We start from the raw sequence: 17,032 nt of genomic DNA, 5'->3' as shown, positions 1-17,032 counted from the left end.
CGCCCCCCCCTTGGACGGTTTGCTGCACCTTTATTGGGCGCCAATGCCTGCAATTTAAACAGCGCGGCCGGGCTTCTCGGGGAAGACCGAGGCGAGTCGTCCCCGCCGTCGGCGCGGGCGCCCGAGGGGGAAGGTCAGGCAAGCGCGGAGAAGTTGGCCGGCAGGAAGGGGGTGGGTTTTCTGCTCAAGCGGTGGTTGCCGTGACGGGCCGGGGGGGGAGGGCGGAAGGAAAGGCAAAGGCCGGGTCGCCCCTCCGGGGAGGAGGGGCGACCCGGCCTTTTTTCGTCTGGTAGAGTCGATCGGCGATTCCGGATCGCCTGAATCCGGCCCCTATTTTCCCATGAACTTGCTCAACTCGGGCACCTTGTCGAGGAGCCGGCCCGCCAGGCCCCCGTTGGCGTTCTCTTTGAGGAAGCCGACGAACATCGAAACGAAGGGCCCCAGTTTCGCGGCGTCGAGACCCGAGCCGCCCAGCATCCCGGCCAGGCCGGCTCCGCCGCCGATGTGGAGCATCTCTGTCACCTTCTTCATCAGGCCGCCCATCATCCCTTCGTGGTGCTCTTCGGCCCCCTCTTCGGAGCCGTGAAGAAGGTTCTCCGCACCCGGCAGTCTGCCGAGCAACTCATCGAAGTCGGCCCCGCCGACCTTCTCCTTCATAAAACCGAGGATGCCACCGGTCGCCGCGCTGGCGGTCTCTTGGTTGATCCCCAGGTTCTGGCTCGCCATCTGAATGAAGTCCTGAATCCCTGCCATGGTCACACCTCCCCTTTTCGTGATGGTTCGGGTCGAGGGCCCAAAGGTCCGGAGTTTTCCGGGCCCGAGATGCCCACTTTCACCCTCAGCATATAGGCAAAGGCCTCTCTGTCAAGCCGGGGGGAGAGGCGCCCCTTCGGTTTCTCCCAACGGCAGGGCGGTGCCTTGAAAGGCCAATACGTCCCTTCCCGGACAGGCAGGGCGATCGACGGACACCCATCGAACCAAAAACCGGCACTCGCCCCTCGCCGCCTGAGACCGGCGTCAGGCCGCCAAATCCGTTTGACAATGCCCCGGCTTTTCGTTAGAGTCTGTCCTTACAAATAGATAGTGCAACGTCTTTATCAAGAGTGGTGGAGGGATAAGGCCCTGTGAAACCACAGCAACCGGTTCGCGCGGCGCGGACGCCAGGTGCTAATTCCTTCCCCGGCAGCGGGGGAAGATGAGGACGGAGCCAGACGATACGCTCCATTCATGTATCCGAAGGCCCCTTCCCATCTGATCCGGGAAGGGGCCTTTTTTCCAGCAACCCCTGCACTTCGGTGCAGCGCCTGGTGGTCATAGGGATATGATTTGAGCGGATCGGTCGGCATCGTCACAACTGAATACGCCGAGTTCGACACCGAACTGCAGTTGGAAAGCGGTCGCCTGCTCGGCCCGATCCGGCTTGCCTACGAGACCTACGGAGCGCTCAACGCTGACCGGTCAAACGTCATCCTCGTCACCCACGCCTGGACCGGCGACGCCCACGCGGCCGGCCGCTACGCGCCGGAAGACCGCAAGCCGGGCTGGTGGGACGACATGATAGGCCCCGGAAAGGTGCTCGACACCGAGCGCTACTTCGTGATCTGCTCCAACGTCATCGGCTCCTGCAAGGGCTCCACCGGTCCGGCCAGCACCAACCCGCGCACCGGGCGCCCCTACAACCTGTCCTTTCCGGTGGTCATGGTGCGCGACATGGTGCGCGCCCAGAAAATGCTCCTCGAGCGTCTCGGCATCGACTCCCTGGTGACCGTCATCGGCGGCAGCATGGGGGCGATGCAGGCTCTTGAGTGGGGCATCCTCTACCCGGATGCGGTGCGCTCCATCATCCCTATCGCCGGCACCGGGCGCACCTCCCCCATGGCCATCGCCCTCAACGCCGTGGCCCGCCAGGCGATCTTTAACGACCCGCTGTGGAAAAAGGGGAACTACAAGCCGGAGCACCCGCCCGCCGACGGCTTCGCCCTGGCCCGGGCCATGGGCCACATCTCCTTCCTCTCCGACGCTTCCATGCACCTCAAGTTCGGGCGGCGCTTTTCGGCCCGCGACGGACTCTTCGACTTCTTCGGTCAGTACGAGGTGGAGCGCTACCTTGAGTACAACGGCGGCAACTTCGTCGGCCGCTTCGACACCAACAGCTTCCTCTACCTGGCAAAGTCCCTCGACCTGTACGATGTCGCCTGGAACTTCGACTCCCTTGAAGAGGCCCTCGGCCTCCTGCGCTGCCCCTCCCTGTGGTTCGCCTTCACCTCCGACTGGCTCTACCCCCCGAACCAGACCGAGGAGGTGGTGGCGGTCCTCGAGAGCCTCGGCAAGCCGGTGGAATACCGCCTCATCGACTCGGATTACGGCCACGACTCCTTTCTCGTCGAACCGGACAAGTTCACCCCCTACGTGGTCGAGTTTCTCGACCGTCTCGCCGGCTAGCATCGCCGTATCTCCCCCTCAATGCCAGCTCCCAAGGGTCGGCACATAGCCGTGCTCTTGCGCGTAGCCTCGACCTTTTCCCGACAAATGGACACGGGTGCGGCCTAAAAGCGTTATCGCCAGGCGGACAAAACCCCTGGCGTGCAGCGACTCCAACGCGCTCGCGATGAGCGACGGGGCGATGCCAAGGTCCGTGTCGACAGACCGGAGGGAGACGCCCCGCCTGCCGGCCTGTGCCAGTCGCCTGAGGACGATCGCCTCGTAGGCGTTCAAGTGCAGGGGCTCGTTCATTTCTCCGGAGGGCTGCTCAAGAGCGGCTCTCCCCGGCTCCTTCGGTCGGCCCGGCCTGCCGGAAGATCCGCGCATTCTGGCAACGACCTTGCCCAGGAAGGGGGAGATGCCGATGAGCAGAAACGCCGCCAGGAAAAGGAGCACCAAGTTCGACAACGGGGCGTCGGGGCCCTGCAGGAAAGGTAGGGGCATGTTCATCTTTTCATGCCGGGCCGAAGCCGTCTTTGCCGCGGTGGCCTCGAAAGTGCCCGCTCCTTACTGAAAAGCTAAAACACCCCTCCGGAATGTCAATGGTTCAGGCGCCGGGGCGCTCTACCGGGAAGATGGGACGGAGCTGGCGGTTGTGGGGTAGGAAAGTGACTGAGGGAGGGCGTTGAGCGTCCCGCCGGCGGCAGGGAGCTGCGGGCAAAAAAAGTCCCGCCGAGGTTGAATCTGTCCGGCATCAAGGGCTGGCCACTTTTGCACTCGCCTTGATAGCGGATCTTCTCCGGAGGTAGTAGACTTTCATGGTGTCGCCACGATCCGGCTTCGGGCCTTCGGGGAGAATCGATGAGCAACCAGCGACGGCAGTTGGAGGACACGAACAAGCTGGGAACCTTTGCCGGGGTCTTCACCCCGAGCGTTCTGACCATCCTCGGGATCATCCTTTTCATGCGGCTCGGCTACGTGGTCGGAGCCGCCGGCTTGCAGCAGGCCCTGCTGATCATTCTCATTGCCAACACCATCTCGGTGCTGACCAGCATCTCGCTGTCGGCCATCGCCACCAACCTGACGGTCCGCGGCGGCGGCGATTATTACCTGATCTCCCGCACCCTGGGGCTGGAGTTCGGCGGCGCACTGGGATTGGTGCTCTTTCTGGCCCAATCGGTTTCGATCGGCTTCTACTGCATCGGTTTCGGAGAGGTGGCCGCCGGGCTGTTCGGGGTGGGCGGCGGCGGGGCGCAGGTCATTGCGCTGCTGGCGATCGCCGGCCTGTTCGTCCTCGCCTGGCAGGGGGCCGATTGGGCGACCCGGTTTCAGTATGCCGTTATGGGGATTCTCTGCCTGGCCCTGGTCTCCTTTTTCCTCGGCGGGCTGCAGCAATGGGATGGCGAACTTCTGCAGGCGAACTGGCGGCCCGCGGGGGAGAGCCCCGGGTTCTGGGCGCTGTTCGCGGTCTTTTTCCCCGCCGTCACCGGCTTCACCCAGGGCGTGAGCATGTCGGGAGACCTTCGCGATCCGGGCAAGAGTCTGCCGCTGGGAACCTTCCTTGCCGTGGGCGTTTCGGTCCTGGTCTATTTCGCCGCTGCACTCTTGTTTGCCGGCACCCTGCCCCAAGAACTGATGGTCGGTGATTACGAGGCCATGAACCGGGTCGCCTGGCTGCCTTTTTTGATCGTCGCCGGGGTTTTCGCGGCGACCCTCTCTTCGGCCATGGCCTCTTTTCTCGGCGCCCCCCGGATTCTGCAGTCGCTGGCGGGCGACAAAATCTTTCCCCTTCTGAACCCTTTTTCCAAGGGGGCGGGGCCTGCCAGCAACCCTCAACGCGGCGTCCTGCTGGCTGCGGCGATCGCCGTGCTGACCGTCGGCCTCGGCAACCTGAACCTGATCGCCAGCGTGGTGGCGATGTTCTTTTTGATCTCCTACGGTCTGCTCAACTACGCGACCTATTTTGAAGCCAAGGCCGCCAGCCCCTCGTTCCGACCGCGCTTCAAGTGGTTTCATCAACACGCCAGCCTCGCCGGAGCCCTGGTCTGCCTGGTGGCGATGCTGGCCATCGACTGGAAATCCGGGGCATTGGCGGTGGCGGTGCTGTTTAGCCTTTATCAGTACCTGCAGCGCACCGCACAGCAAAGCCGCTGGGCCGACAGCCGCCGCTCCTACCACCTGCAGCGGGTGCGCGAGCACCTGCTGCAGGCCTCGCACGACTTGGAGCACCCGCGGGACTGGCGGCCGCAGATTCTCGCCTTCTCCGACAGCCGTGTCCGTCGCGGGCGGCTGCTGAAATTCTCCTCCTGGCTCGAAGGCGGGAGCGGATTGACAACCCTGGTGCGCATCCTCGAGGAGAGCGGCCCGCAGAGAGCCCTGAAGAAGGCCGCCGCCGAAAGTCAACTGTATGAGGATATCGCCGCCAGCGGCGTTCAGGCATTTCCGCTGGTGGTCAATGCCCCGTCCTTCGAGGTCGGCAGTTCGCTGCTGCTGCAATCCTACGGGGTCGGCCCCCTGCGGGCCAACACCGTCCTGATCAATCACCACGGCATCAACACCCAGCAGCATTATGCCGAACAGCTCAAAAACTTCGGCAAAAACCTGCGCGCGGGCCTGCGGCTCGGCTACAACCTGGTGCTGCTCGATGCGAAAGAGCAGGAATGGCAGCGCCTGGAGAATCAGGCCGCCGATGAACGACGGATCGATATCTGGTACGAGCATCGAAAGAGCAGCGCGCTGATGTTGCTCCTGGCCCACATGATGACGCGGTCCCCCTTTTGGGAACAGGCCGAACTGAGGGTGCTGGCCGCGGTTCAGAATGAGGATCGCGAGGGGACGATCGAGGCCTTGAAGAAGGAGCTCGAGCAGGGTCGGATCGACGCCGAAGCCGTCGTTGTCGCGGACTGCAAAAGCGCCACGGTGATCGGATGTTCGGCGGATGCCAGCCTGGTGGTCTTGCCTTTGGCCCTGAAAGAGGGGCAGATCATCGATTGTACGGGGGAATCCGCCGACAACCTTCTGCCGAAGCTGCCACTGGTCGCCCTGGTCGTTGCCGCGCAACAGATCGAACTCGATGCCGAACCGGAGGAAGGTGCCGCCGGCCTGCTGGCCGAGGCCGAGGATGCCCTCGGCGCGGCGCAGAGCCGGGCCGAGCTTGCCGAGCAGGAGCTGGAGGCGGCCAACCTGGCCATCGAGGAGAATCTGAAGGCGCTGCTGGATGGCCCCAGGCGGGGAGCCGAAGGCGATGCGGTCACGCCTTATGAAGACCTGGCGGAGTCTCGCCAGAACCTGGACAAGGCGATCAGGCGCTCAGCCAAGGCCGAGGCCAAGCGGGAACTGGAGAAACGGCAGTTGGAGCAGCTTCGCAAGAAGTACCACCTGAAAGGGGACCCCGAAAAAGGGCCGGGCGGAACATCGGTCTGAGAAGGGGTCTACTCTGTCGTCTCACGGTCCTGCCAGGGGCCTCCGGTCAGGGGGAGTTCACCCTTTTCCTGGATATTTTTTCTGTGGCCCCATGGGCTTGAGTTTTAACATGAAAAATCGACAACCCCGTCGGGATTAAAGGTTTGCGGCCCGCCGCCAAACAGCCGGGCGCAAACCCCAACAAGAAAGCGCCTCTGGTCCCGGGGGACTCAGAGGCGCTTGTCATCGGTTGCGTCGTTCTTGCCGCCGGGGCAGGGCGCCCGCAGCGGGTCAGCTCACGTTGTCGAAGCAGCGCTCCACGTGCTGGCGGGACGGCCGCCGCCCCCACAGGTTGAAGAGGAGCGTCGCCGCGACCGAGGCGGGCAGGGCGATCACCAGCGGGTCGACGAGCGCCCACTTGGTCCCCATGGCGAGGGAATCGACCCCGAACAGCGCCTTGCACAGCAGCAGCGGCTTCGACTCCTTGAGGTGGACGAAGAAGAGCCAGAAGAAGCTGACCGCGGTGCCGCAGACGAAACCGGCGTAGGCGGCCAGCTTGGTCATGCCCCGGAAGTAGATGGCCCCGAAATACATCGGCAGAAAGGCGGCGGCGCAGATGCCGAAGAAGATCGCTGTGCCGCGGGCGATGATCGCCGTCCCCCCCTCGAAGAAGCTGGGGAGCCCCCAGGCGAGAAAGTAGCTGAGCATGATGGCGAAGAGGATGCCGATCCGGGTCAGCAGCACCGGGTTGCCGCTGCGCCCGAGGGCCTTTTCGTAGATGTCGCGCCCGAGGGACGTGCCCATGGCGTGGAACTGGGAACTCAGGGTGCTCATGGCCGCCGAGAGGAGGGTGACCATGAAAAGGGCGGTGAACCACTGGGGCATCGCGGAGCTGATATACATGGGGATGATCCGGGCGACGTTCTTCTCGGCCGCGAGGAGCGCGATCTGTCCCTGGGTCGCGGGGTTTTCGTAGTAGAAAAAGACGTTGGAGAGCGGCCCGACGATGAACGGCACCCCGACGGCGACGAGGATGAAGATCCCGCCGATCAGGACCGCGCGGTTCAGCTCGCGGTTGCTCTTGACCGTCATGAAGCGCACGATCAGCTGGGGCTGGGCGAGCACTCCGATGCCGACCCCGAGGATAATGGTCGTCACGACGATCAGCCAGTATTCGGAACCGAGTTCGGGAAAGGCCGTCCAGCCGGTGTGCCCCTTGGCCCCGAAAACCTGCACCGCGATCTCCCGCATGTCGCTCAGGCGCTGGTGAGCGAGGGTCACCCCGCCGAGCTTGTAGTAGGTGACCCCGAGCAGAACCAGCAGGCCGCTGAACATGATGCTTCCCTGGAAGGCGTCGGTGTACATGACCGCCTTGAGCCCGCCCATGATCACGTAAAGGGCGATGATCGCGGTGAGGAAAAAGAGCGCGACGCCGTAGTCGATCGCGAGCACCTGGGAGATGAACTTGGCGCCGCCCATCAGCACCACGCTGGCGTAGAGCGGCATTGCGGTGAAGATCAGCAGCGCGGTCAGCCCCTGCAGGCCGAGCGAGTCGAAGCGCCGGCCGAGAAACTCGGGGAAGGTGTGGGCTTCGAGGTTGAGGCCCATCAGGCGGGTGCGGCGGCCGAAAAAGACGAAGGCGATGAAAATGCCGATCATGATGGTGAGAAAGGTCAGCCACAGCACGCTCATGCCGAAGACCGCTGAGGCGCCGCCGAAACCGATGATCGCCGAGGTGCTGACGAATGTGGCGCCGTACGACATGGCCATGACGAAGGGGTGAATCCCGCGCCCGGCGAGCATGTAGTCGGCGGCGCTGGTGGTGCTCCGGTAGGCCTTGACTGTCAGACAGGCGACGATCGCCAGGTAGACCAGGACGACGCTGGTCAGCAACGGAATACTCACTTCTGCTCTCCTCGGCTCAAAGGTTCTCTTCGACCTTCTGCTCTTCCCGGGCCCAGGCCTGCTTCCGGCGGGCCTCATCGTCGCTCAGGTGCCCGCGGTTCCAGTTTTTCACTCCGTACCAGATGCACAGCAGGGCGCTGAGCAGGGTCAGGGCGAAGCCGGCCGGCACTCCCAGTCCTTCCAATCCTAACATTGGCGTCTCCTTTGTGAATATTTTTGCAACGCTCCCGGTTGAGCTGAAGCGTTATGAAACTGCTGGACTGAGTTTTTACCGTGTTTTACACTGGCAGTCCAATTGAAGTTTTTCTAGGCTGTGTTTGAATTTTTCAAACGCTGCCGAATCCACGGAGATGACCATGGAGCTTTACCAGCTCAGGTCGTTCGTCGCCATCGCGCGCGAGCGGAACCTGACCCGGGCCGCCGACCTGCGGCACCTGAGCCCTTCGGCGCTCTCCTGCCAGATCAAGGCCCTCGAGGAGGAACTCGGCGTCAGCCTCTTCGAGCGGACCGCGCGGGGGATGCGGCTCAGCGAACCCGGCCGCATCCTTTTGAGCCACGCCCAGGGCACCCTCGAGGCGGCCGGCGTCCTGCAGCGCACCGCGGAAACCCTCAGCCGCGGCATCACCGCGTCGGTCACCATCGGCCTCAATACCGACCCGACCTTTCTGCGGGTCAGCGAGATCAACCAGCGCCTCGCCCTGCTGCGCTCCGACCTGAACGTGATCTTCCATACCAGCGAAACCACGAGCACGGCCCAGAGCCTCAGAAACGGAACGATCGACCTCGGCTTCTTTTACGGCCCGCTGCAGGCGCCCGACATCGACCATGCCGCCATCACCCAGGTTCGCATCTGCGTGGTGATCCCGAGCAACCTGGCGGCCGCGGGCCCGCCGCGCGACTGGCAGGAACTCGCCGACCTGCCCTGGGTCTGGGTCAGCGACAAGTTCCCCTTTTACCAGGTCATGCAGGAGAAAATGGGCGGTTTCAGGATGGCTCCCGGCAGGATCGTGACCGCGGCCAACGAGCAGATCGTTCGGGAGCTCGTGATCGCCGGTCAGGGGGTGGGGATCATGCGCGAGGACGAGGCGCGGCCCCTTGCCGCCAGCGGGAAGGCGTTGATCTGGGACAAGGGCTGGGGCTCGGTCCCCTTGAATCTCGGCTGGCGGGAAGGCAACCGCGACAAGGGGCCGGTCAAGGCCGTGCGCGAGGCGATCGGCTACATCTGGCGTAAGTCGCACGAAGAAGGGGACGGCAGTCTCGCCGACAAGGCTTGGGCCTGACGGCATGCAAGCCGGCTCGGTGAAAGGGCGAGAGGGGAAACGCATAACTGCATGGACGTCCCTTATCTTCGGCCTTTTCCGTGGGGGGGAGGAGGGGGCGCTGTTGAGGTTTTGACAATGGGCTGCCAGGGTCCCCCTTTGTGCTAGGGAACAACCTGCCGAGCGGGCACCCCACAGGGTGACAAAAGGACAAAAGGGGACGTTCTTGAAAATTAGATATTTCAGGCGTGACCCTTTACGTTTCCCCGCCCCAATGCGAAAACCCAAATATTGCATGTAGAATCAGGCGGACCAGGGGAAACTCAAAATTTCAGGTACGTTTTCTCGACCCGCACAAAACCGATAGTATCCCGCGCCCCCCGCTCGCCGATAACCCGGCGACTTTGATTTCCCCCCGCCGCTTCACCTGCCACCCTCAACGAAATGGCCAAAAAAAACATTGACAGATCGGGGTATTTTCACGCAAACTGAAAACGACTTTCAATTCCACCAAGAGGAGTCCGCCGATGACCACGTTAAGGGAGGCGTTGCCAGACGCCCTTGTCAAACCGCCGATTTGGGCCCCGATCGGCCGGCGGTTCGAGGGGAAGGAGTGCCTTGCATCCTTCCTCGCATTCGAGGCTGCCGAAGTCCTCGGCGGGGCCAAACCCGGGAACCTGGTCAACATCGTCAATCGCCACATGGCCTGCGGGCAGTACATGTACGAGCTCTGGCTACGCCACGGCGCCGACCTCCTCGCCGAGAGCCCCCTGCTGGCCTTCACCCTGCGCGACAACGGACGCAACACGCTGGTCTATCTCTACCGCGAGGATTTGCTGAAGCGCCAACTCGCCTGCCCCGCGGTGACTGGGTTCTTACGGGAACGGGGTTTCAATCCGGAGGGGGGAACGGAGCAGTTGCTGCGGGAGATGCAGCTGCGCTTCGACGAGGGGGGGATGCCCCACGAAGTCGGCGTCATCCTCGGTTATCCTCTCAAGGATGTTCTCGGTTTCATGGGCTGCGGGCTGGAGCCGTTGAGTTGCCGGGGGCCGTGGCAGATCTACGGCGACCCGGCACCGAGCCTGGAACTGGTGTGCTCCTTCCGCCTCTGTCAGTTGAAGATGGCCCGCTCACTCGCTTGGGCAAAGAATCCCAGGGATTGCCTCGGGAACTGAAGGGGGGGGAATAATGAGGCGGGCTGGGGGACGTTCTTAAGTAGTTAACTGACAGCAGCTTAACCCGAGGTCATTCGCACCCATGGCGTTTTTGAACAATTTTCCGGACACAGACCGGTTTCATTCGCCTGGCGCCTGAAATGATCCTTTGATTTGTACTGCATTGATTGTTGTATTTGCCGGTAGTGCTTTTACGGCACATTGTCGTAGTACGTTGATTGGGTAGCGGCGGCAGTTGACAACTTTCTGCTTGCAGGTTTGTGTAAGTTTTTGAAATTGTTCGAAAAAGAATCCACCTAATTTAACGTAAAAAGCGATTGACAGCAGGTGGGCCCCTGTCATTATTCAGGAAACAAAGGGTTTCTTTACGCGAAAACCGCTCGGGGGCAATTGGCCTTGGTGACGCAGGCGCACCCCGGGACCAAGCCGTGAACCTCAAGCCACGAAGGGGGGTGGTTCATTTGAAAGTGTTTTTCCCTTCTGGAAACCGATTGTTCATTCGACCGAGGCTTTTCGCAACGCACGAGCGTTCCTGCTTACGAAGATCGGATTGGCTGGGGAGGACAACATGGCCAAAGTATTAATTTTGACGACGATGATGGTCGTACTCGCTTTCACGGTTGCATTTGCTCATCACCTTGCCGTCGATATGGTTGATGAAGACATTTATGCCATGATCGATGAGGTGGTAGGCGAGACGCCGCACGCGCTTCTGTTTACCGAAGAGGACAGCGAGGAGGTGACGACAACCATCACCACCGAAGATGTCAGTACCGCAGATGACTTGATAAGGGATGGACTGCTCGATGGCGCTTCGCTGCTCGACGGCGACGTGACGATCACCATCGAGTTCCCCGAGGTCGAGGAACCGATGTTCAAAAGCATCGAGGAGCTGTCGACGGGTTCTTCACAATCCAAGAGAAATGCCAAGAAGTGGACTGACTGGGGGCCGCCCGTCATCATAAAGATTCATCAAGTGTTTGAGTGACCCTGCCGCAGGGCAGTCGCAAGTCGAGGGGCACGTTGTCCCGTGCCACTTCTTCGGCAATGCTGAGGTTCTTCCGGCGATATAGCGCACTGGAATCTTAAATAACAACGGGCGGCCGATCCGGCCGCCCGTTGAATTTTGGCCCTCGAGAAACTAGCCGAGGCTGAGCTCTCGCAAGGCCGGGCCCCTGGTTCAGGGCCGAAAAAACTACTTCGCCGTCACCGGGTAGCCGGCTTCCAGCCACCCGTTCCATCCCCCCTTGAGGGCATAGACGTTGGTGTATCCCATCTTCATCAGTTGCCGTGCCACACTGGCACTGGTCCCTTCGTTCGGTCACGCGCAGTAGAGGACGATGGTCTTTCCCTTGGGGTAGTCGGCGGTCCACTTTCCGGGGGACTTGGGATCGGCGCGGAGCGCCCCGCTGATCATCCGGTCGCTTTCTTCCCAGTCCTTCCCCTTCCGTACATCGAGAATCACCAAGTCGGGGGTGCCGAGCTGCCCCTTCAACTCCTGCGCCGTCATCCGGGGCACCTCGCCGGCCTCGGGGGCCTTGCCCATGCCCATGAGGAGCATCCCCGTCGCGACGAGGGTCACCGCCGCGAACATTATACTACGCATCATGATCGTCTCCTTTCGGTCTGTTGTGTTGAATCGGCTTTATGAAGGGTAGCAGGGGATGGCTGGGAAACAAGTCCCGTCGGAACTTTCTGAGGAGCCTATTCCTTCCCGAACAGGCCATCCAGAAACCCCCGCCAAACCTCCCAGTACGCCTCCCCGCCCACATCGTAGGTGTTGTTGTGCCCCGCCCCGCGGATCAGGTGAAAGGTCTTCGGCTTGTTGGCGGCCCGAAAGACGCGCCGGGCCAGCTTCTCCGGAACGATGGTGTCCCGGTCCCCCTGGAACAGCAGGAGCGGCACGTAGACCTGCCCGATCTTGCCGAGGGTGTCGTAGCGGGCGTCGAGGCTCCAGCCGAGCAGGAGGTAGAGCAGGGGGCTGTGGTGCCAGCCCATGGCGGAGATGGAAGGGAAGGGGGTCTCGAGGACGAGGGCCGCCGGCGGCTCTTCGAGGGCGAGTTGGACGGCGACCCCGGCGCCGAGGGAGCGGCCGAAGTAGACCATCCGCTCCGGCTCCCAGCTCCTGCTCCGCAGCCAGGCGAGGGCCCCGCGGGCGTCGTCGTAGGTCCCCTCCTCGCTCGCCCGGCCCTCGCTTCTGCCGTATCCGCGGTAGTCGAAGATGAAGACCGGCAGGCCGAGGCGGTGAAAGAGGGCGAGGTTCTCGACCCGGTGGGAGATGTTGCCGGCGTTGCCGTGGCAGAAGAGGACCAGGGGCCTCCCCTCTTCGCCGGGGAGGTACCAGCCGTGCAGGGTGACGCCGTCTGCGGCGTCGAAGGAAACGTCTTCGTAGATGAGGCCGTAGGAGGCCGGGGTTGCGACCAGCTGGCGTTCGGGAAAGTAGATGTAGCGGTGTTCCATGGCGGCGGCCGCGGCGGTCGGGACGGCGAGGATCGCTGCGGCCAGGGCCGCGAGAAGGGTTGCGGCGTGGCGCCGTCCGGGGATGAAAAGGGAGCTCATGCCCCCAGTATACCGCGTGGTCCGCCGGCCGGCAGGTCATGGGGTTGAAATCAATAGAGAGCCGGAGGGGCCAGGAGTGCGGGAGATGACGCCGCTACTTGCGCCAGAAGGAGGGGAAGAAGAGAACCAGGACGGTGAAGAGCTCGAGGCGGCCGAGGAGCATGCAGCCGATCAGGACGCTCTTGCCGAAGGGGGCGATCTGGCTGTAATTGTCGACCGGGCCGACCGCGCCGAGGCCGGGGCCGATGTTGCCGAGGGTGGCGACGACCGAGGCGGCCGAGGTGACGACGTCGAGGTCGGTGGCGGCCATCAGGCAGGTGGCGACGACGAAGCTGCCGACGTAGAGGGCGAAGAAGCCGAGGATCGACTGCATCACCTCGCGGTCGACAGGGAGGTCGCCGAGCTTGACAAGGCGCACCGCCCGGGGGTGGATGAGGCGGAAGAGCTGGACCTGGGCGTGCTTGAACAGCAGGAGCACCCGGGCCACCTTCATGCCGCCTCCGGTGGAGCCGGCGCAGCCGCCGACGAACATCAGGAAGACCAGCAGGAACTGGGCGACTACCGGCCACAGCTCGTAGTCGGCGGTGCCGAAGCCGGTGGTGGTGAGGATGGAGGAGGCCTGGAAGGCGCTGTAGCGCAGGGTGTCGGCCACCGAGTCGTAGCTGGAACCGTAGTTGAGCACCGCCAGCAGGGCGGTCACCCCGAGGGTCAGGGCGAGGTAGAAGCGGAACTCCTCGCTCCGGAAGTAGTCCCCGAAACGCCCCCGCAGGGCGTGGTAGTGGAGGGAGAAGTTGACCCCGGCGAGGAACATGAAGAGGGTGATGGTCCAGTCGATGAAGGCGCTGTCGTAGGCGGCCACCGAGGCGTTGCGGGTGGAGAAGCCGCCGGTGGCGAGGGTGGCGAAGGCGTGGCAGACGGCGTCGAAAGGGCCCATCCCCCCGGCCATCAGGAGCAGGGTCTCGAGGGCGGTGAACAGGACGTAGACCCCCCAGAGGAGCTTGGCGGTGTCCTGGATGCGGGGCTTGAGGCGGTCGGCGGTCGGCCCGGGCACCTCGGCTTTGAACAGCTGCATGCCGCCGACCCCGAGCATCGGCAGGATCGCCAGGGAGAGGACGATGATCCCCATGCCGCCGAGCCAGTGGGTCAGCGCCCGCCACAGAAGCAGGGAGCGGGGCAGGGCCTCGACGTCCGTGAGGATGGTCGCCCCGGTGGTGGTGAAGCCGCTCATGGTCTCGAACAGGGCGTCGAGGAAGGAGGGGATGGCCCCGGAGAAGACGAAGGGCAGGGCGCCGAACAGGGCGTAGAGGCCCCAGCCGAAGCTCACCACGGCGAAGCCCTCGCGAAGGGTCAGCTCCTTGCCGCTCTTGCAGCACTTGAACAGGGCCGAACCCGCCGCGAGCGTGACGACGGCGGCCAGGGCGAAGGGGCCGGCGGTGCCGTCGGCGTCGAGCAGGGCGAGGGGGATGGGCAGGAGCAGGGCGCCGGAGAGAAACAGCAAAAGGGCCCCGAGTATGCGCAGGGTCAGCATCCCGTTCATCTATTCGAAAAACCTCTCGACCGGGGCCAGCGCCTCGGGCAGGGCGAAGACCACCACCCGGTCGCCCTTCTTCAGGGTGCTCTCCCCGGTGGGGATCTCGTAGTTCTGGCCGTGGACGATGGCCCCGATGATCGCTCCGGCGGGGAAGTTGAGTTCCTTGAGGGGGGTGCCGAGGATGGCGCTTCCCTTCTTGATCTGGATTTCCATGACCTCGGCGTTGCTCCCCTCGATGGCGGCCAGGGAGATGACCTCGCCCCGGCGCACGTACTTGAGGATCGCACCGGCGGCGGCGAGGCGCGCCGAGACGCAGGCGTCGATGCCGAGGGTCGGCGCCAGGTTGAGCAGCTCGGGCTTGTTGACCAGGGTCAGGGTGCGCCGGGCGCCGTGCTGGCGGGCGAGCAGGGAGCAGAGGATGTTGGTCTCGTCATTATCGGTGACGGCGATGAAGACGTCGGCGTTCTCGACCCCCTCGTCGACCAGGGTGCGGATGTCTGTCCCCTCGGCGTGGATCACCATGGTCTTCTTCAGGGTCGCCGAGAGCCTCGCGCAGCGCTCCTCGTCGCGGTCGACGAGGCGCACGGCGAAGCGCATCTTCTCCAGCTGGCGGGCGATGCGCAGGCCGATGTGGCCGCCGCCGAGGACGAAGGCCCGGTGTCCGCGCCGCGAGGGCTCCTCCACATGGAGCAGGTACTGGATGGAGGGCAGCTCGTCCTTGTGGGCGAAGATGAAGATCCGGTCGCCGGCCTGGATGGTGTCGTCCCCCCGGGGGATGATGGTCTGGTCGCCGCGGCCGATGGCGGTGACCACGAAGCGGTACATGCCGCGGATCTCGCCGAGCTCGCGCAGGGTGAGGCCGCACAGGGGGTTCTCCTGGCCGATGTGGTAGCCGATGAACTGGATCTGCCCCTCGACGAACTCGGCCACGTCGAAGGCCCCCGAGCGGGTGGCGATCTTGACGATCTCGTCGGCGACCGCGTCGTCGGGGTTGATGAGCAGGTCGATGCCGAGCTTCTCCTTGGAGAGGACCGCGCTCTGGCCGGTGTACTCGATGCTCTTGACCCGGGCGACCCGGGTGGCCACCCCGTACTCCCGGGCGAGCAGGCAGGCGAGGATGTTCACCTCGTCCATGTCGGTGACGGCGATGAAGATCTCCGTCTCCTTGATGCCGGCCTGCTCCAGGGTTTCGGCGCTGGCGCCGTTGCCCAGGATCCCGAGCACGTTGAGGCGGTCCTGCACCCGGCCCAGCTGCTCTTCGTTGCGGTCGATGAGGGTCACCTCGTGACCCTCGTGGGAGAGGCGCTCGCAGAGGAAGTAGCCGACCTGGCCGGCGCCGATGATGAGTATCTTCATGTCCGCGGTTCTCTGTGAAAAGGGGGACGCCGGAGAAAATCCCCGGCGACGACGATCGTATACATCGCACAATTTGGAAATTTGTGCAAGATGTGCGGCGGCAGGGGGGCGGGCAGGGGTTGTGCCGGGCCGGTGGCTTGGCTACAATGGGGTCGGTTTTTTAACAAGGGAGGGGAGCGTGTCCGATCCGATCATCGAGGTTTCCGAGGAGCAGATCCGCCGGGAGCGGTCCAAGGCGCGGGAGCTGCGCCGCAGCCAGTGGTGGAAGAACCGCGTCGGCCAGGGCCGCTGTCATTACTGCGGGGCGCAGGTTCCTCCCAAGGAGCTGACCCTCGACCACATCGTGCCCCTGGTGCGCGGCGGCCGCAGCACCAAGGGCAACTGCGTGGCGGCCTGCAAGGAGTGCAACAGCCGCAAGCAGTCGCTGCTGCCCGTGGAGTGGGGGGAGTACCTGGCGCGGCTCGAAGGGAAGGGGTAGGCCCCTCGACCCTCCTTCTCGTGGATCACTCCCCGTCCGCATCCCCCTCTCCTTCGACGTCCTCTCCCCGTTCGTCCTCGTCCTCGAAGTCCTCGTCCATGAAGTCCTCGTCCATGAAGTCCTCGTCCATGAACCGGGCGAGGAAGCGCCGGTTGTCCCGGATGCGCTTTCCCACCTCCTGCTGAATGGCGTCCAGGTCGGCGGCCATCGCGGCTGTCTCCTCCCCGATGGTTCCCTGCCGGCCGGCCCCGGCCGTGTCCTTTTCCCCCCCATCAGACATCGCGCATCTCCATCGCCCGGCGGTAGAGCTCTACGTAGCGCTCCGCCGAGCGGGCCCAGGAGGAGTCCCGGGACATGCCGCGCCGCACCAGGGTCAGCCAGGGGCGGCGGCGCTCGTAGAGGTCGAGGGCCCGGTCGAGGGCCTCCATCAGGGCGGCGGCGCTCGGCTCCTCGAAGCTGAAGCCGTTGGCCCGGCGCGGGCTCTCCCGCGGGTCGGTGATCGTGTCCGCCAATCCCCCGGTCCTGCGCACGACCGGAACCGTGCCGTAGCGCAGGGCGATGAGCTGCCCGAGGCCGCAGGGCTCGTAGCGGCTCGGCATGAGGAAGAGGTCGCTGCCGGCGTAGATGCGCCGGGCCAGGGCCTCGTCGAAAGAGAGGTTGATGGAGACCTGGCCGGGGCGGCTCCCCTCGATCCGGGCGAAGCGCTTCATGTGCGCCTCCTCGCCGGTGCCGAGGAGGACGAACTGCAGCTTCCGCTTCACCAGGTCCCGCCAGGCCTCTTCGACGGTGTCCAGCCCCTTCTGGGTGTCGAGGCGGGTGACCATGGTGACGATCGGCACCGTCGGGTCGGGCTCCAGGCCCAGTTCCCGCTGCAGGGCCCGCTTGCAGGCGCGCTTGCCGCGCAGGTTCTCCGGGCCGAAGGGGGCGGCCAGGGCGGCGTCGGCGG

At 64.1% G+C, this 17,032-nt stretch carries 16 protein-coding genes and 1 riboswitch; of the genes, 6 read left to right on the top strand and 10 right to left on the bottom strand.

Translation table 11 applies throughout. The annotated features are described in order from the left end of the window. Positions 1-330: 330 nt before the first annotated feature. The gene (locus tag C0617_RS10205) at positions 331-753 is read right to left on the bottom strand and encodes a DUF2780 domain-containing protein (protein ID WP_291316922.1); all 423 of its coding nucleotides are present in this window, start codon (positions 751-753) and stop codon (positions 331-333) included. A gap of 338 nt (positions 754-1,091) precedes the next feature. Next, positions 1,092-1,202, top strand: a riboswitch (SAM riboswitch). Positions 1,203-1,326: 124 nt separating this feature from the next. On the opposite strand from C0617_RS10205, the gene C0617_RS10200 reads away from it, so the two are divergent. After that, entirely contained in the window at positions 1,327-2,442 is a 1,116-nt protein-coding gene (locus C0617_RS10200) for a homoserine O-acetyltransferase (RefSeq protein WP_291316921.1), read from the top strand. Between the two features lie 18 nt (positions 2,443-2,460). Here C0617_RS10200 and C0617_RS10195 read toward each other — a convergent pair whose 3' ends face one another. Continuing rightward, positions 2,461-2,925 carry a hypothetical protein gene (locus C0617_RS10195; RefSeq protein WP_291316920.1) on the bottom strand — a complete coding sequence of 155 codons (465 nt, stop codon included), beginning with the start codon at positions 2,923-2,925 and terminating at the stop codon, positions 2,461-2,463. 357 nt (positions 2,926-3,282) lie between these two features. On the opposite strand from C0617_RS10195, the gene C0617_RS10190 reads away from it, so the two are divergent. Next, positions 3,283-5,844, top strand: coding sequence for an amino acid permease (locus C0617_RS10190; RefSeq protein WP_291316919.1), 2,562 nt, complete (start codon positions 3,283-3,285; stop codon positions 5,842-5,844). A 270-nt stretch (positions 5,845-6,114) separates the two neighbouring features. On the opposite strand, the gene C0617_RS10185 is transcribed toward C0617_RS10190, so the two are convergent. Together C0617_RS10185 and C0617_RS10180 are read right to left on the bottom strand one after the other, a co-directional pair. After that, on the bottom strand, positions 6,115-7,728 hold the full coding sequence (locus tag C0617_RS10185) for a sodium:solute symporter family protein (protein WP_291316918.1): 1,614 nt from the start codon (positions 7,726-7,728) through the stop codon (positions 6,115-6,117). Positions 7,729-7,744: 16 nt separating this feature from the next. Then, positions 7,745-7,921: a symporter small accessory protein gene (locus tag C0617_RS10180; protein ID WP_291316917.1), complete on the bottom strand. Its 177-nt coding sequence runs from the start codon at positions 7,919-7,921 to the stop codon at positions 7,745-7,747. Positions 7,922-8,084: 163 nt separating this feature from the next. On the opposite strand from C0617_RS10180, the gene C0617_RS10175 reads away from it, so the two are divergent. The 3 genes from C0617_RS10175 (at position 8,085) to C0617_RS10165 (ending at position 11,150) form a co-directional block, all read left to right on the top strand. Beyond that, the gene (locus C0617_RS10175) at positions 8,085-9,008 is read left to right on the top strand and encodes a LysR family transcriptional regulator (RefSeq protein WP_291316916.1); all 924 of its coding nucleotides are present in this window, start codon (positions 8,085-8,087) and stop codon (positions 9,006-9,008) included. Positions 9,009-9,514: 506 nt separating this feature from the next. After that, on the top strand, positions 9,515-10,162 hold the full coding sequence (locus C0617_RS10170) for a DUF3793 family protein (protein ID WP_291316915.1): 648 nt from the start codon (positions 9,515-9,517) through the stop codon (positions 10,160-10,162). Between the two features lie 568 nt (positions 10,163-10,730). Further along, a complete protein-coding gene (locus C0617_RS10165; RefSeq protein ID WP_291316914.1) occupies positions 10,731-11,150 on the top strand; it encodes a hypothetical protein in 420 nt (139 codons plus the stop codon). Between the two features lie 207 nt (positions 11,151-11,357). Here C0617_RS10165 and C0617_RS10160 read toward each other — a convergent pair whose 3' ends face one another. The 4 genes from C0617_RS10160 to trkA form a co-directional block, all read right to left on the bottom strand. After that, positions 11,358-11,723, bottom strand: coding sequence for a rhodanese-related (seleno)protein (locus C0617_RS10160; protein ID WP_291316973.1), 366 nt, complete (start codon positions 11,721-11,723; stop codon positions 11,358-11,360). Between the two features lie 143 nt (positions 11,724-11,866). Beyond that, positions 11,867-12,721, bottom strand: coding sequence for an alpha/beta hydrolase (locus C0617_RS10155; RefSeq protein WP_291316913.1), 855 nt, complete (start codon positions 12,719-12,721; stop codon positions 11,867-11,869). A gap of 94 nt (positions 12,722-12,815) precedes the next feature. Beyond that, a complete protein-coding gene (locus tag C0617_RS10150; RefSeq protein ID WP_291316912.1) occupies positions 12,816-14,258 on the bottom strand; it encodes a TrkH family potassium uptake protein in 1,443 nt (480 codons plus the stop codon). Then, positions 14,259-15,608 carry a Trk system potassium transporter TrkA gene (gene trkA, locus C0617_RS10145; RefSeq protein ID WP_291316911.1) on the bottom strand — a complete coding sequence of 450 codons (1,350 nt, stop codon included), beginning with the start codon at positions 15,606-15,608 and terminating at the stop codon, positions 14,259-14,261. A 178-nt stretch (positions 15,609-15,786) separates the two neighbouring features. On the opposite strand from trkA, the gene C0617_RS10140 reads away from it, so the two are divergent. After that, positions 15,787-16,086 (top strand): HNH endonuclease, encoded by a 300-nt coding sequence (locus tag C0617_RS10140; protein ID WP_291316910.1) that lies wholly within the window; start codon positions 15,787-15,789, stop codon positions 16,084-16,086. A 25-nt stretch (positions 16,087-16,111) separates the two neighbouring features. Here C0617_RS10140 and C0617_RS10135 read toward each other — a convergent pair whose 3' ends face one another. Both C0617_RS10135 and C0617_RS10130 read right to left on the bottom strand, forming a co-directional pair. Beyond that, positions 16,112-16,366 (bottom strand): hypothetical protein, encoded by a 255-nt coding sequence (locus C0617_RS10135; protein WP_291316909.1) that lies wholly within the window; start codon positions 16,364-16,366, stop codon positions 16,112-16,114. Further along, on the bottom strand, positions 16,359-17,032 hold a 674-nt coding region (locus C0617_RS10130), incomplete at its 5' end, for a glycosyltransferase (protein ID WP_291316908.1). The genes C0617_RS10130 and C0617_RS10135, both read right to left, overlap by 8 nt.

This window comes from Desulfuromonas sp. (genome assembly GCF_002868845.1).
Lineage (GTDB): Bacteria > Desulfobacterota > Desulfuromonadia > Desulfuromonadales > BM501 > BM501.
This window is presented reverse-complemented; position numbering and strand designations above follow the sequence as displayed.